This window comes from Flavobacterium macacae, from assembly GCF_003865365.1.
Lineage (GTDB): Bacteria > Bacteroidota > Bacteroidia > Flavobacteriales > Flavobacteriaceae > Flavobacterium > Flavobacterium macacae.
The window spans coordinates 35240-50306 of record NZ_RQVR01000005.1 but is presented as its reverse complement, the minus strand read 5'-3'; the positions used below and the strand labels follow the sequence as shown (position 1 = coordinate 50306).

Genomic DNA, 15067 nt, shown 5'->3' with positions numbered 1-15067 from the left:
TTTATAGGTGGTTTTTAGGGACAACTGGAAAGAGAATTGATCCAGGCTTCAACTAACTGAACACCTTCCTCATGAATTATTGTTCTTCCGTGAAGAGGCATTCTGTACGCTTCATTTGTAGTATTTAATCTAAAATGCATCATCGATCGATTAACATTTCCTGGATTTACAATTTGTGCAAGCGATTCGTCAAAATCTTGCATGTCTTGTGTTTCCACACAAACGCCCATGTTTGTCAAACCATTTTGTGCTCTAGTTTCGTTAAAAGCATAGCGCATCGGACGGTAATCACAATGCTGGTTGGTTTGATGGCAATGAGCACAATTTATATCTACATAAGATCTTGCTCTCAGTGAAATTGGTTTTGAAACATCGTTATAATCAATTGCAGTATTTGAAGCAGTTGGTAAGCTGAAGTTGTTTTGAAGATATCCTTCCTGCATCCATTTTGTCAATTGGTTGGCGTTCGCTGTTCCGAAGTTTTTGCTGAAATTTAAATTTTGAGGCTTAATACCGATCGGAATGTTCACAGAAGTTGTATTTCCGTCTACGACTTGATTCGTTTTATGGCAAACTATGCATTGAATTTCATTCGGAATTCTATAGTTCGTGCTTTTGATAACATTGTTTTCGTCTTTCCAGGAGATGTCGGTATAGCTTCCTTCTAAATCCAGGAAAGCTTCGGTTTGTTCGTCATTCCAAACATAATTTGCAAAAATCCAACCTGAAGATTTTCGAATCATAATTCTGGTTTCTATGATTCTTGTGCCTCCAGCCGGAGTTATATTTTGTACGTTATCATAATAAAATGTTTTAACCAAGGCCGCGCCGACAGGCAGTTCAAGTACTTTTTCATCTCCATTAAATGTAGCGGAAGTATTCTTAGGCATCCAGACAAATCTTTTTTTGTGGGCATAATCAGTAAATAAAGAGCTTGCAGGTTCATAGGGCAAAACATCTAAAGAAGGGTTTTGGTTCTTTATTTCGCCGTCAAAAAAGTGGTAATCGGAAAGTTTAGCATACGGAACTTGGCTCAAATCTACTGTTACAGGCGAAGTTGGATCTGGTATAAATACATAGTTTTCATCATCGGTTCCGCATGATAAAAATGTAGTAATTACTGATAATAATAAATAAATTCTTAGATAGTAGAGTTGTTTCATAGTGATAAATGCAATTATTTGGGAATAAATATAGCAAATATATTATGATTTTTTTAAGAAATTTTATTTATGCTACTAAAAGTAATAAAATTAGGTAAGTAATTGTAGTATACTAGTTTAAAGATCAATTTTGATGTCCATCAATTCAATTTTTTTAATAGATTCGGACGAAGTATAATCAAATGTCTTTTTAATATTTTTATTTTCTTTCTTAGTTTCTTTTCGGTGCAATGCTTCACAAAATCTTCTGATTTCTTCCTGATTTGACAAAATTAATCTTGGAACTAAAGCATTTTTTCCTTCGCTATCTTTGGCAACCATTGTAAAATAGGACGAATTGCAAGGTTTTACTTTTCCGTTTTGAATATTTTCAGATGTCACTCTGATTCCAATAACCATCGAGCTGTTTCCAACGTAATTTACGGAGGCTTTCATTGTTACCAATTCTCCAATTTCAATCGGATTCAAAAAATCAACAGTATCGACAGAAGCCGTCACGCAATACGACCCTGAAAATTTTGAAGCGCAGGCAAAAGCAATCTGGTCCATCAATGACAAAATGTAGCCACCGTGAATTTTGCCACTGAAATTAGTGTTTGACGGAAGCATTAGTTCTGAAATCGTGACTTTTGAACTTTTAACGGTTTTATATTTCTTCTCTAAATTGTTATTCTGATTCATCATTTTCTGCACGTTTTAAGATGTTTTCGGGCAATCCTTTTTTTGCTTTCGCTCCCATTTTTTTTAATTTTTCAATACTGTTTACCAAATTTCCTTTTCCGTCAACCAGCTTGTTCATTGCGTTTCCATATTCTGATTTTGCTTCTTCCATTTTTTTGCCGATTTTGACCAAATCATTTACAAAACCTTCAAATTTGTCATATAGTGCCCCCGCTTGGCGAGCAATTTCGTACGCATTTTCCTGTTGCTTTTGATTGCTCCACATACTGTCAATGGTTCTCAAAGTCGCCAATAAAGTGGATGGGGTTACAATTACAATATTTTTCTCAAATGCTTTGTTGTACAAAGAAGAATCTTCGTTCAATGCAATTGCAAAAGCGGGTTCAATCGGAATAAAAAGCAATACAAAATCAGGACTTTCAATTTGATATAATTCATGATAATTTTTATCTCCAAGTTGCGCTACATGCCTTTTTATGGAATTTATATGTTCTTTTAAATATAAATTTCTCAATTGCTCGTCCTCTTCGTTAGTGAACTTCTCATAAGCAGTTAACGATACTTTTGAATCCACAATCATCTTTTTTCCATCAGGAAGATGGATCACAACATCAGGAAAAACGCGCGATCCTTCTTCGTTTTCAAAACCTTTTTGCACATCATATTCCCGTCCTTTTTCCAAGCCTGATTTTTCAAGAACTCTTTCTAAAATTAATTCGCCCCAATTGCCTTGCATTTTGCTGTCGCCTTTTAAAGCTTTGGTAAGGTTAATAGTTTCCTTGCTCATTTGTTCATGCATTACTTGAAGTCCCAGAATTTGCTGACGAAGAGCGGCATGATAATCAATGCTTTCTTTGTGTGTATCGTCCACTTTTTTTTCAAAAAGATAAATTTTTTCTTGCAGCGGCGAAAGAATATTTTTCATATTCTCTTTGTTTTGCTCCGTAAATTTTGACGATTTTTCTTCAAGTATTTTATTGGCAAGATTTTCAAATTCCTTGGTGAATTTTTCTTGAAGCTTTTCTACTTCTTGTTTTTGCTCTTTGTTTCGTTCCCAAAGATTTTCAAAATCGGCTTCTTTTTTTGAAAGTTGTATCGCAAAAGAATCTTTTTCAATTCTTATATTTTCTCTTTCCGCAATTAAACTTTGAATCTGCTTTTCAAATTGAAATTTATCATTTTCTAGTTGAGAAGTTAGTCCCTTTATTTTGTCACGTAAACTAGCGTCTTCTAATTTTGAACTTGAAGAAAAGAGTAATTTTCCAATAAAAATTCCAATTGATAATGCAATTATAAAGGCGAGGGAAGTTAAGATTATTTCGTTCATCAAATTGTTTTAAAGTTCAAAAAGTAAAAGTACCACAAAATTATTCGGCTAAAAAGTGAAATATAATTGCCGTTTTAAAGTTCTTATTTTATATAGATCTGAATTTGTAGTATTTTTTTTATAAATAATTCAATAGCTATTTTGTTGATTATTAGATACTAGTATTTAAAAGTTTTTTTGTGCGTTTCATCGGCTTTATTATTTTAATAAATTTGGATTAGTTATTATTGTAATGCTAAAAACTACCAATGAAGCTCCGACAATTATCTCCATTAGACGTCACAGATTCTAAAATTGACTATGAATTTGTTTCTCAGGTTTTTATTAGATTCTTCAAAATTTTGTTCAGATCTGATAAAAAGATTAAAATGATTTACTCCAATTTCTCCAACAAGCAATCTATGGGGAATGACTTTTTAGTGCTAAATTTTAGATTTAGAAATGCTCTGTGGTATAAAATTAACAAGAAAAGAACGGAAAAAAGGCAATTTGTATTTTCAAAAATGGATTGTCCAGAGATCATCGAAATTGTTGTTTATGGATTTTTTCAAAAAAAGAGTTTTAAAATGAATATCAATCAAATGATTTTAGACGAAGCTGAGTTAAAAGAAGTAGAAAGCCAATTTTCATATTGAAATTTTTTTAAAGTGATTGAAAATTTGTATTTTTAAGATTATATAAAACTACTTATGGAAAATCAAAATTACAAAAACCACATTCGCTTTTACCCGGCACATCATTTTGTGTTTTATCCCCTAACCTTGATTTTGCTGGTTGCAAGCATTTATTTTGCTTTCAAAAATGAAGAACAAAGAGTCATTTGGATTTTTATTTCTATAGTAATTGCCATCATAATTTGGGTTGCATTTATGCTACGCCAGCATTATTCGTTGATTTTGCAAAATAGGATCGTGCGATTGGAGCTTCGGTATCGTTATTTTACTTTGACAGGCGAAAGATTAGAACTACTGGAAGATCAGTTGGATGATTCCAAATTATTTGCACTTCGCTTTGCGCCAGATGAAGAACTTCCGGGTTTGGTTAAAAGAAGCATTTCAGAAAATTTATCAGGAACAGCGATTAAAAAAAGCATTAAAAATTGGAAAGGCGATTACCACAGAGTATAAAATTTAACAAACAATTCACGGCTTCATTTCTATTTTAAAATTGTTAAAGCGTAACTTTAATAGAACTAAATCAAAAAAAGAAGCTATGAAATTTACTACTCAATGGTCAATTGACCCAGATCATTCCAGCATTGAATTTAAAATAAGGCACTTATTCATTTCCCACATTTCGGGTGCTTTCAAGATTTTTAATGGAAAGATGACTACGCAGACAGACAATTTTGAAACTGCAGAAATCAATCTTTCCATTGATGTGTATAGTTTTGATACCAATAATATCGAGAGGGATGAACACATTAAGTCAAAATATTTTTTAGATGTGGATCAATTTCCTGAAATCAATTTTATATCTAAAAAATTAGAAAAAGTAGAAGGCGATCACTATAAGTTAACTGGAAATTTGACCATAAAAGGGGTTTCACGTGAAGTGGTTTTGGATGCAGAATTTGGAGGTCAAGCCAAAGACGGATTCGGAAAAATGAAAGCCGGATTTGAAATTTCTGGAAAAATTGATAGAAATGATTTCGGAATTTTAACGAACGATACAACCGAAACCGGAAATTTAATTATAGGAGATGAAATAAAAATCCACGTGAATATCGAGTTTGATAAAGAAGAAGAATAATAAAATTTAGTTTATAAAAAAAAGGCTTTAATTTTTAAATTAAAGCCTTTTTTTATTATTCATTGTCGAGATCCATATTACCTCTATTCTTTTGGTTGTCAGGATGACCTGCAGGATAACGATTTGGATTTGAATCTGAATTTTTATCTCGATTCTCCGGATTCTTCTGCGACTTAATTTCTTCGCCCGAAGTCGTGGCTTCGTTATCATAATCATCTACATTTCGGGCTCGTTTCACGGTTTCTTTCTGACCTGATTCGTCTTTCTCTGTTTCAGATTTTAATTTTCCTTTTGATGGATCATAATCGTCGGGCAAATTTTGTCCGCTAAAACCTTCATTTACATTTTTGCTGGATTTGGCCTCTTCACCATTCCATTTTTTATCGCCTAAATCATTTGCTTTTTCTGTTGACATCATCTTAAATTTTAGTTGGTATTGTTAAGTTACATCGATTAAATGGCATAAACAATGGGTTTAACATTGCTTTAATTTCTGTGCAATTTTAAAAGTATAATAGTAAATTTGCGAAAAACATTTTATGTCGACGCACCAGCATTTTTTGATTCATAAACCTTACGGCTATTTAAGCCAGTTTATTTATGAGTTAAAACGAAAGAAAAAACTTTTGGGAGAATTGCATAATTTTCCAGAAGGTACCATGGCAATCGGGCGTTTGGACGAGGATTCTGAAGGTTTGTTGCTTTTGACAACCGACGGAATGATGAGCGAAATGGTCAGAAGCAAAAAAGTAAGCAAGGAATATTATGTCCAAGTTGACGGGATTGTCACTGACGAAGCCATTGAAAAACTAAAAAAGGGAGTGGAAATTGGTTTTGACGGAAAAAAATACATCACCAGAAAATGCGATGCTTTTAAGATAGAAAATCCCAATTTTGCCGAACGTTCCAAGAAAATCAGGGATGAAAGACACGGCCCAACAAGCTGGCTTTCGATTACTTTAAACGAAGGAAAGTTTCGCCAGGTAAGAAAAATGACTTCGGCAGTGGGTTTTCCAACATTAAGGTTGGTTCGAATTCGTGTCGGAAATATTAGGCTGAATGATTTAAAATCAGGCGAAGTGATGGAAGTCGAAAATTTAGAAATTTAGAAAATAAAAAGTATGCTTAATATCGTTCTTGTTGAACCAGAAATACCAAATAATACCGGAAACATCGGACGTCTTTGTGTGGGGACTGGAAACCGCTTGCACTTGATTCATCCGTTTGGATTTGAAATTACAGATAAAAATTTAAAACGTTCTGGATTGGATTATTGGGTGCATTTAGATTGGAAACAATACCAAAATGTAGGCGAATGGATGCAACAGATTCCTGATAAATCACGCGTTTTTCTGTTCAGTTCTCATGCTGAAAAATCCTATTTGAAAGAAAATTTTCAAGATGGCGATTGGTTGGTTTTCGGAAAAGAATCGGTGGGTTTGAGCGAAGAATTCTCGGCCTTATTTAATAATCATTTGACCATTCCCATCTCACCTTTGGTACGAAGTTATAACTTGGCAAACTCTGTTGCTTTTGCCATTGGCGAAGCAAAAAGACAGCTGGAAATTTAAGATTTTGTTGTTTTTAAATAACGGTCATACGAATTCAAAATAATATTTAATGATCTTTCAAGAGAAGGTTTTACTTCTTCAAAGCCTTCTTTTAAAATTCCGTTTGGCAAAAAATAATCGGCAATCGTGGATTCAAGCAACACTTTTCGGGCATAAATTTCAAGAATCTTGATGGACGAAGTGTAAGTATCTCCGTTTTTTGAAATTTTCAGCTGGTATTTTATATTGTGCAAAAATGTTTCGCCTTTATTTCGATATAAAAAAGCATTGTCACGCATCGCATCTATTGTCAAGGAATTGGCCGTAACTTCAGTAATATTTGACTCTCCACGCGAAAATTCAGCAATCCACATCTGCGAAAGTTCAATGAAACGTTCGTCTGTCATCGACGGAATTGTTTCTTGAATTTGATTCGGATTGATTCCGTTTGGAGTTACTTCAACCTTAATTTGAGCATACGTTGAAAATGCAGAAAAAATTAGGAAATAGTGTAAAAATCGTTTCATCGCTTCACGTGTTTGTTCTCATAAAGATAACGGAAGCAATTTTTATTCTAATCGTTTTTAAGAATAAATTTAGCTTTTTCTTTATCAAAATAAATAGCTTCGTCCTTAAATAAAGAGTCTAGAGTACCATTTTTGATAAGGTTTTCAGGAAAATCCATGACCGTTTTTTCAGAATTCATTACGATTATTTGATCACTTAATTGTAAAGCCAAATCTAAATCGTGGGTAGAAAAAAGCACACATTTATTAGTTTCGGAAGCTAATTTTTTAAGCAATTTTAAAAGGGAAACTTTGTGAAGCAAATCTAAATGGGTTGTTGGTTCATCAAGTACGATCAAAGGTGTGTCTTGCGCCAAAGCTCTTGTAATCAATGCTTTTTGAAGTTGTCCGTCACTGATTTCAAAATGTTTTTTTGTTGCCAAGTCACTGCTTTGGGTCATTGACAAAGCGTCGTTTATAATCGAAATATCTTCTGAAGTCAATTTTCCAATCCAGTTGGTGTATGGCTGTCTTCCGAGTGCGACCAGTTCAAAAACGGTAAGATTGCTTGGTGGTAAATTCTCTGTCAAAACCATACTTAATTCTTGTGCCAATTCTTTTGGACTGTAAGAATTTATGTTTTTTTGATTTAAAATTACTTCGCCAGAAATCGGTTTTTGAATTCCGGTTAACGTTCTGAGCAACGTTGATTTTCCGATTCCATTGGCTCCAATTAAAGCGACTAAATTTCCTGATTTGAATTCTAAATTGATTTCAGAACCGATGATATTCTTTCCTCTTTTAGAAGAATAACCCGTACTTAAATTTTTAGCCGAAAGGATAATTTTATTTTCCATCAAATCATAAATTTACGTTTTCTGACTAACAAATAGACTACAATCGGAGCGCCAATTATTGATGTAATTGCGTTGATTGGCAAGGTGAAATCGCTTCCTGGCATTTGTGAAACCGTGTCGGAAATCAATAAAGTGATGGCTCCCAAAAGCAAAGTGCCCCAAAATAAAATGTAATGACTGCTGGTTTGAAAAATCATTTTTGCAATGTGTGGAACCGCCAAACCAATAAATGCAATTGGGCCTGCAAAAGCGGTGATGCTTCCGGCTAAAATGCTTGTCGCAATAATCAGCAACAGTCTTGTTTTTCTATAATTGATTCCTAAACTTGTCGCGTATCTTTCGCCTAAAAGCAAGGCGTTTAGTGGTTTTATGCAAATGGCGCTCAATACTAATCCGATGAATGTGGTGGTTGCTAATATAAATATGTTTGTCCAAGATTGATTTCCAAGACTTCCCAATGCCCAAAATGTGAATTTTTGCAATTCTTCTGCGGAACTAAAATAGCTTAAAACACCGATAATCGCACTGGCAAAACTGCCGAACATTAAACCCACAATTAAGATAGCCATCGTGTCCCGAAGTTTTTGGGAAACGACTAAAACCGCCAATAAAACCAGCGAACTTCCAATGATGGAAGAAAGCACCATTCCATACGAAGAAAGGAAAAATTGGCTTAAAAACGAAGGCATGAATGCGGAACCTAAAATGACAAATGCAACGCCTAAACTCGCTCCAGAACTCAAACCCAAAACGTCTGGTCCAGCCAAAGGATTTCGAAATAAAGTTTGCATCAATAAGCCACTGATGGACAATCCCATTCCCACAAGAATTGCGGTAATCGCTTTCGGAAGACGGTAATTCCAGATGATGACTTGCCACGAATTTTTACTCGCCTGGCCTCCAGAAAGGGAATTGAAAATATCTTCCAAAGGTACTTTTACCGAACCCAAACTGATGTTCAGCACAAAGCAAACTGCCAGTAAAACTAACAATCCGATGAAAATAATATTGTTTTTTTTTGTGTTCACTTCGTTCTTTTACCGCAGATTCGAAGATTTTTCAGTAAATCTTTTAAAATTTTCAAAAAAGATTAATCTGCGAATCTGCGGTGGTTTATTATTTTAATTTTTCAAAAAAGACTAATTCATAATCTGGAAACACTTCAGGATGCATAATTTTTATCAGATCTTTCAGTATCAAGTCGGGTCGGTTGGGAGCCAATTCATAATATAAAACACCACCTGTTTTTCCTTTTTTAGTGCTAAAAGAATAGACGTTTTTGTTTTTGTAAGCTTTGAAAAAATGATAATTTGGATTGTCGTCTGTGATTTCTTTCAACGTTGTGAATTGCGCCGGACCAATCCAGAAATCGGCATCTTCAGCTTTTTCTAAAACGGTTTCAAATGATAAAGAAAGGCTTCCGGTTTCCGGTGTTTCTTCCCAAAGATAGTGCGCATTTGCATCTTTTATAAATAATGAAGCCCAGCTTTTTCCGCCAGGCAAATACCATTTTTCTTGATAGATTGCACCGCTGAAAACAGTTGGTTTTGTTGTCGTTTTTTGAGCCAAAGCCAAAGCTTCGTTGTATTCTTTTTCAATGGTTTTAAATTGCGCATCGGCTTTGTCTTTCAAGCCATACAAAGCGCCAAAAAACTTGATCCATTCGGCTTTTCCGAGTGGCGACTGTTCGGTCCAATCTCCGTTGTAAATTATTTTTTGTCCGTTTTTTTCTAAGTTCGAATACGTTTTATTATTGTTGTCAATGCTAAAACCTACAATTATATCTGGTGCCAAATCAATCAAAACTTCGGTATTTAAGCTTTGGTTTGTGCCAATTTCTTTGATTTTTTTAGCATCAATCAATGCTCGTGTTTTATCAGAAGAAACATAATTGGTATTTGGAAAACCTAAAAGCGTATTTTCAACGCCAAGCATTTCCAACGAAGGAATGTGCGTGGTAGAAGTCACCACAATAGAATGTATCGGAACCTGGATGTGTGTATATTTTTTTAAACTATCGGGAACAGAAATTCCTTTTTTGTGCAAAATATAAGTGAAACTTTCTTTCGCTTCTGGCCAAGGATTTGAAACTTTTACGACGGAATAAGTATCGTAATCATAGATTTCCAGACCTCTTGCATATTGAATTGAATTGCTTGATTTTACATCTGAAACCGCTTTGTTTTCCACTTTTTTAGTACAGTTTACAGTAAAAATTAAAAAGAGAAAAACAGCATATTTTGATAGAACAAATTTCATAAAAATGATTTGGTGACGGCTACAAAGATAAAAGTTATGGTTAACAAAGTACAATTGTCAGAATTAAATATCAATAATTTTTTTAATGATTTTGACGGAAATAATACGTTTTTGATAAAAATTCAATCTAATCTGTTATATTTGCACCCGAATTAAGGTTGTGATTTACAGATTTTGAAATCACATTAAAAGGGAATTTGGATAAATACCAAAGCTGTTCCCGCAACTGTAAGCTACAAAGCTCGCTGTTATCTACAAAACCACTGTTTGAAATTTATGATTTCAGATTTAGATTTAGGAAATTCTTAAGTCATAAATCAAAATTCATAAATCAAATGGGAAGGTAAACAGCAAGACGCAAGCCAGGAGACCTGCCTTTTTTCTGAACAATTATCAAACCTTCGGGAAAAAGGTTTCGGGAATTATGACTTTTAAAAAGCTTTCTTTAGTTTCAGTTTTATTCGTTTGCCAATTTGCTTTGGCGCAGAATGATAGTATCCGCACTCTTGAAGTTGTGGAAATTTCTGACGTGCAATTGAAAAATTACTCGAATTCGCAATCGGTTCAAAAATTGAACGACTCGATCATCAATAAAAATCAATCCTCACTGACCTCACTTTTGAATTACAACACGGTGATTTATTTCAAAGAAAACGGACTTGGGATGGTTTCTTCTCCGTCTTTCAGAGGAACTACTGCACAGCAGACAGCGGTGATTTGGAACGGAATCAACATCAATTCTCAATTAAACGGACAGACTGATTTTAACACTTTAACCACTCGAAATTTTGACAACATCACGGTCAGAGCGGGCGGAGGAAGTTCTATTTATGGGAGCAGTGCCATTGGTGGAAGCATTCACCTGAACAATAATCTCAGTTTCAGAAATCATTTTGATAATCAAGTCCGCTTAAGTTATGGCAGTTTCAACACTTTTGGAGGTCATTATAAAATTGATGTTTCTGATGGAAAATTTGCGGTTCAAGCGAGTATTTCCAGAAATTCTTCAGATAACGATTATGATTATTTGGATACAGATAAAAAGAATGAAAACGGACAATTTTACAATACCAGTATCAATGTGGTTGCCGGATATAAACTGAACGATTCCAATATTTTAAAGATTTACAGTCAGGTTTTTGATAGCGAAAGGCATTTTTCAGGTTCACTGGGTTTTGTTTCAAAAACCAAATATCAAGATGTGAATACCAGGAATATGCTAGAATGGACGGGACTTTACAGCAAATTTACTTCAAAATTTAAAGTTGCATTTATTAGCGAAAATTATAAGTATTTTGAAGATGCAGAAGGAACGTTTTTTACGCATGGAAAAACAGAATCAGCCATTGCAAAATATGATTTGGCTTTTAATTTAAACGAAGAGATCTCTGTAAATTCCATATTTGAGTACAATAGGACCAAAGGGTTTGGTTCTGATATTCAAGAAGAAGTTCGAGAAATTGGTTCAGGAACGTTGCTTTTTAAACTTTTGGTTTCTGACGCTTTTTTATATGAATTGTCGGTTCGAAAAGAGCTTACTAACAATTATAAAAGTCCAGTTTTATTTTCTCTTGGAACCAATTTAAAAGTTACTTCTTTTTACAATTTGAAATTCAATGCTTCGCGAAATTTCAGGATTCCGACGTTTAATGATTTGTATTGGCGCGGAAGTGGAAATCCTGAATTGAACCCGGAAACGTCGTATCAAGCAGAAATTGGAAATGATTTTACGTTTGAAAATTTTACTTTTTCAGCCACAGGATATTATATAAAAATTGATAATATGTTGCGCTGGTCACCCGAAAGTGGCAGTCTATGGACTCCAAATAATGTGGCAAAAGTTAAAACGTATGGCGTGGAAGGCTATTTAAATTGGAACAAAAATTTTGGAAAAAACAACTTTGATTTTAATGCTTCTTATGCGTACACGATTTCAAATGATGAAAAATTAGACAAGCGACTGATTTATGTTCCTTATCATAAATTGACTTCATCAGCATCTTATTCATTCGGTGATTTTACGGCTTATTATCAGTACTTATTTAACGGTGAAGTTTTTACTTCTTCGGATAATGCTTATACGCTTGACGGATATTCAGTTTCAAATATTGGAATAAATTATACTTTTTTTAAGAGCGTGGATATTGGCTTTGAAGCTTTGAATATTTATAATGAAAACTACCAAAGTACCTTAAATCGTCCTTTGCCTGGGCGAAATTTTAATATGAATCTAACCTTTAAATTTTAATAGAATGAAGTTCTGCAAATTGTTTTTAGTTGCTTTAACAGGAGCTGTTTTTTTTGTGTCGTGTAACTCTGACGACGATAATGCACCAGAATTGCCTTTAGGTGCTTATGATAACGGATTTTTAGTCTTGAATCAAGGAAATTTTGGATCAAGCAATTCTAATGTAAGTTATATTTCTAATGATTTTGCTACGCATCAAAATGGTATTTTTAATATCGTAAATCCAACCATAACAATGGGCGATACTGGCCAGGATATTGGTTTTAATGAAGATCTTGCTTTTATTGTCTTAAATGTTTCAAACAGCATTCAAGTGGTGAATCGCTACACTTTTGAGCACGTTGCAACGATAAATGCTGGATTGAGCAATCCGCGTTATATTGCTTTTGCAAACGGAAAAGGATATGTGACCAACTGGGGAAATGCAACTGTAGCGACTGATGATTTTGTGGCGGTTTTAGATTTGGCCTCTTATGCGGTAACAGCAACGATTCCGGTTGTGGAAGGACCAGAAAGAATCATTGAAGCAAACAATATTTTATATGTGGCGCATCATGGCGGTTATGGTTATGGAAATTCTGTTTCTGTAATTTCGACTTCTTCAAATACTGTTACCTCTACAATTCAAGTTGCTGATGTTCCAAATTCGCTTGATGTAGAAGATGGTTTTCTCTATGTTTTATGTGGCGGAAAAGAAGCCTGGACCAATGATGAAACCACTGGTGCTTTATACCAAATCAACTTAAACGGAAACCATGCTACAACTTATAATTTCCCGACAGGAAATCACCCGGCAAACCTTGTTATTGAAGATAACAAAATCTATTATACGGTAGATTCTGATATTTTTATGAAAACAATTAATGCAGAATTACCAACGCAACCTTTGTTTAGCACGACAGCTCAAGGCGTTTATGGCGTGTATAGCTTTGCGGTTGAAAACAACAAAATTTATGTTGGGGATGCAGGCGATTATAACTCGAACGGAAAAGTGTACGTGTATTCCATGACAGGTTCTATGCAAAATCAATTTACGGTTGGCGTAATTCCGGCTGGAATTTACTTCAACGATTAAGTTTTGAGTTTCAATTTTCAATCAGAAAAAAGGCTTCCAATTCGGAAGCCTTTTTTTTATTGCTGGTCATAAAATTTAATGTTCAAAGATTCAAACGGAATTTCATCCAGATACATTTCATTGCCAAAAGGTTGCAGATCTTTTCTGTCTTTTATTTTTTGATATGTTTTCGATGGTTTTAAGGGATTCATTCTTCCGTTTCCGATAATTTGTCCAATTGCAGCGTTTAAATATGGTTCGTTTAAATCACCTAGTTGACCTAAATTACCAAGATCTTCTTCTAAAACAGTTGTTGGTAAAATTCCATCTTGATATTCTCCGAAACCATCTGAATTAACTACTTTAAAACAAATGGGTTGCATGGCATATTTATGTTTTGAACTTCTTCCATTTCGTTTGAAAGTAGGAGAATCATATAAGGTAATTGAACCTACGTTTTTTCCAACCGTATTTTCTCCAATTTGAATTACTTGAATATGCGGTTTTAATCCGTTGATGATTAATTCGCTGGCAGAAGCTGTGCTTCCGGTGGTTAAAATATAAACTTTGGTTAAATTTAAGTTGTTGATGGCACCGCTTCCGATAATCGTATTAGAAAATCGGTTGATCAATTGTTCTGGATTATTTTCGGAATAAAAAGATTCCACTTTAGCATTCCATTGTTGTTTTGCGAAAACTTGACCGTTAAATTGACCAGTAATCATACTGGCCAAATACGTTGCCGTTTGAACCGAACCTCCGCCATTATATCTTAAATCTAAAACCAAATCAGTAATTCCTTGTGTTTTAAATTGACCGAAAACAGCATTAAGTTGATTGTCATATTCATTATAGAATCCGTTGTACATCAAATAGCCGATCTTTTTTGGAGCAAAATCATATACTTGGCTCAACAAAATGGGATTTTCTGTTAATTGCGTTTTGGTTAAGGAAACCGTTTCACCGTTTGGCGTAAAATTCCCATTGTCATAATCGGCTAAATTTAAAGTATACGTTTGGCTTCCTAAAAGTGCTTTGTAATTTTCTAAGGTCATAGGTGTTCCATTTACGGCATAAAAAATATCTCCTCGTTGGATATCTTTTGTAGCAGCATCGGAGTTAGGAATTATGTACCGAACCCAGCCAATTACGTCATTGGAACTCGCCGATTTTCTTATCAATTGAAAATCCACACCGTTATTGGTAGTAACACCGCTTAAAACTCCTTCAAGTGCTGTATAATCACTATAAAGAACACTAAAACGATCTGTTTGTCCTGGCTCAAAACGCAAATCTTGGAACAAATTTTCGGGAGATGAATAGCCTTGTAAAAAAGAATTTAATTCTGATTGACCCGAAAAGCGATTATCCGCTAGATTCGGAACATCTTCTTGCCAATAATAATACAGATTCAAACCTTTCCAAATAAAATCTTTTACTTGTAAACTTGCGGGAACTTCGATATCGTCAAGATCATCTTGACAAGAAAAAAATGTAGAAATACCAATAAACAGTACTATTATAAACGAAAAAGTCTTTTTCATAAGCCAAATGCTTTTTGGGTAGCATTAAATATTAACGTAAATTTAGATGTTTTAGTTTTAAAATTTAATTTTTCTTGTAACAAAAATGAATGCGCTTCGTCTTTCTATTATAACCGACCTATAAAA

Annotated in this window: 16 protein-coding genes and 1 riboswitch; of the genes, 7 read left to right on the top strand and 9 right to left on the bottom strand. The window is 34.1% G+C overall.

What is annotated here, in order from left to right; genetic code table 11:
* Positions 1-14: 14 nt before the first annotated feature.
* From EG849_RS05830 to rmuC, 3 genes are all read right to left on the bottom strand, one after another.
* The gene (locus EG849_RS05830; protein ID WP_125012140.1) at positions 15-1163 is read right to left on the bottom strand and encodes a hypothetical protein; all 1149 of its coding nucleotides are present in this window, start codon (positions 1161-1163) and stop codon (positions 15-17) included.
* A gap of 117 nt (positions 1164-1280) precedes the next feature.
* Positions 1281-1847 (bottom strand): acyl-CoA thioesterase, encoded by a 567-nt coding sequence (locus tag EG849_RS05825; RefSeq protein ID WP_233581753.1) that lies wholly within the window; start codon positions 1845-1847, stop codon positions 1281-1283.
* Positions 1831-3171: a DNA recombination protein RmuC gene (gene rmuC / locus EG849_RS05820; protein ID WP_125012139.1), complete on the bottom strand. Its 1341-nt coding sequence runs from the start codon at positions 3169-3171 to the stop codon at positions 1831-1833. Before rmuC ends, EG849_RS05825 begins: the two co-directional genes overlap by 17 nt.
* 248 nt (positions 3172-3419) lie before the next feature.
* On the opposite strand from rmuC, the gene EG849_RS05815 reads away from it, so the two are divergent.
* The 3 genes from EG849_RS05815 to EG849_RS05805 all read left to right on the top strand — a co-directional run bounded on the left by EG849_RS05815 (position 3420) and on the right by EG849_RS05805 (position 4923).
* Positions 3420-3806 carry a hypothetical protein gene (locus EG849_RS05815; RefSeq protein ID WP_125012138.1) on the top strand — a complete coding sequence of 129 codons (387 nt, stop codon included), beginning with the start codon at positions 3420-3422 and terminating at the stop codon, positions 3804-3806.
* A gap of 54 nt (positions 3807-3860) precedes the next feature.
* Positions 3861-4298, top strand: coding sequence for a DUF6526 family protein (locus EG849_RS05810; RefSeq protein WP_125012137.1), 438 nt, complete (start codon positions 3861-3863; stop codon positions 4296-4298).
* A gap of 85 nt (positions 4299-4383) precedes the next feature.
* Positions 4384-4923, top strand: coding sequence for a YceI family protein (locus EG849_RS05805; protein ID WP_125012136.1), 540 nt, complete (start codon positions 4384-4386; stop codon positions 4921-4923).
* A 55-nt stretch (positions 4924-4978) separates the two neighbouring features.
* Here EG849_RS05805 and EG849_RS05800 read toward each other — a convergent pair whose 3' ends face one another.
* Positions 4979-5338 carry a hypothetical protein gene (locus EG849_RS05800; protein WP_125012252.1) on the bottom strand — a complete coding sequence of 120 codons (360 nt, stop codon included), beginning with the start codon at positions 5336-5338 and terminating at the stop codon, positions 4979-4981.
* Between the two features lie 124 nt (positions 5339-5462).
* Between EG849_RS05800 and EG849_RS05795 the strand changes: the two genes are divergently transcribed.
* Positions 5463-6032 carry a pseudouridine synthase gene (locus EG849_RS05795; protein ID WP_125012135.1) on the top strand — a complete coding sequence of 190 codons (570 nt, stop codon included), beginning with the start codon at positions 5463-5465 and terminating at the stop codon, positions 6030-6032.
* A gap of 12 nt (positions 6033-6044) precedes the next feature.
* Positions 6045-6494, top strand: coding sequence for a tRNA (cytidine(34)-2'-O)-methyltransferase (locus tag EG849_RS05790; RefSeq protein WP_125012134.1), 450 nt, complete (start codon positions 6045-6047; stop codon positions 6492-6494).
* On the opposite strand, the gene EG849_RS05785 is transcribed toward EG849_RS05790, so the two are convergent.
* The 4 genes from EG849_RS05785 to EG849_RS05770 form a co-directional block, all read right to left on the bottom strand.
* On the bottom strand, positions 6491-7000 hold the full coding sequence (locus tag EG849_RS05785) for a hypothetical protein (protein ID WP_125012133.1): 510 nt from the start codon (positions 6998-7000) through the stop codon (positions 6491-6493). The genes EG849_RS05790 and EG849_RS05785 overlap by 4 nt on opposite strands.
* A gap of 47 nt (positions 7001-7047) precedes the next feature.
* On the bottom strand, positions 7048-7836 hold the full coding sequence (locus EG849_RS05780; RefSeq protein WP_125012132.1) for an ABC transporter ATP-binding protein: 789 nt from the start codon (positions 7834-7836) through the stop codon (positions 7048-7050).
* The gene (locus EG849_RS05775) at positions 7836-8864 is read right to left on the bottom strand and encodes an iron ABC transporter permease (RefSeq protein ID WP_125012131.1); all 1029 of its coding nucleotides are present in this window, start codon (positions 8862-8864) and stop codon (positions 7836-7838) included. The genes EG849_RS05780 and EG849_RS05775 overlap by 1 nt, the downstream gene beginning before the upstream one ends.
* Positions 8865-8952: 88 nt before the next feature.
* Complete coding sequence (locus EG849_RS05770; protein WP_125012130.1) at positions 8953-10095, bottom strand: ABC transporter substrate-binding protein; 1143 nt, start codon at positions 10093-10095, stop codon at positions 8953-8955.
* A gap of 138 nt (positions 10096-10233) precedes the next feature.
* A riboswitch (cobalamin riboswitch) is annotated at positions 10234-10488 on the top strand.
* Positions 10489-10519: 31 nt separating this feature from the next.
* Between EG849_RS05770 and EG849_RS05765 the strand changes: the two genes are divergently transcribed.
* Positions 10520-12343: a TonB-dependent receptor gene (locus EG849_RS05765; RefSeq protein WP_125012129.1), complete on the top strand. Its 1824-nt coding sequence runs from the start codon at positions 10520-10522 to the stop codon at positions 12341-12343.
* A 4-nt stretch (positions 12344-12347) separates the two neighbouring features.
* A complete protein-coding gene (locus EG849_RS05760; RefSeq protein ID WP_125012128.1) occupies positions 12348-13418 on the top strand; it encodes a YncE family protein in 1071 nt (356 codons plus the stop codon).
* Positions 13419-13474: 56 nt separating this feature from the next.
* Here the strand turns inward: EG849_RS05760 and EG849_RS05755 are convergent, their stop codons facing one another.
* Complete coding sequence (locus tag EG849_RS05755; protein WP_125012127.1) at positions 13475-14941, bottom strand: S41 family peptidase; 1467 nt, start codon at positions 14939-14941, stop codon at positions 13475-13477.
* Positions 14942-15067 lie beyond the last annotated feature (126 nt).